General features: G+C 49.9%; 1 pseudogene. It reads left to right on the top strand.

Features of this window, described 5'->3' with window-relative positions:
* Positions 1–337, top strand: a pseudogene (locus SB773_RS30635) (2-isopropylmalate synthase); the annotation flags it as partial.

The raw sequence follows: 337 nt of genomic DNA on the forward strand, positions 1-337 counted from the left end.
CCACGTCTTTCTTGCAACATCACCGATCCACCGTGAGTTCAAGTTGAACATGAGCAAGGAGCAAGTCCTTGCTCGTGCAGTGGAAGCAGTCACCTATGCGAAAAAGTACTTCACGGAAGTACAATTCTCCGCAGAGGATGCAGCACGTACTGAAATTGACTTTTTGGCGGAGGTAGTAGAGGCTGTCATCAAGGCAGGCGCTACGACAGTAAACATTCCGGATACGGTGGGCTACATGACACCGTATCAGTACGGAAATATTTTCCGTGAGTTGAGACAGCGTGTTCCTGCGACCGAAAATATTCGCCTGAGCTGTCACTGCCATGATGACCTCGGT

It is taken from the genome of Bacillus sp. SIMBA_074 (genome assembly GCF_046534555.1).
In the GTDB taxonomy this organism is placed as follows: domain Bacteria; phylum Bacillota; class Bacilli; order Bacillales; family Bacillaceae_G; genus Bacillus_A; species Bacillus_A mycoides.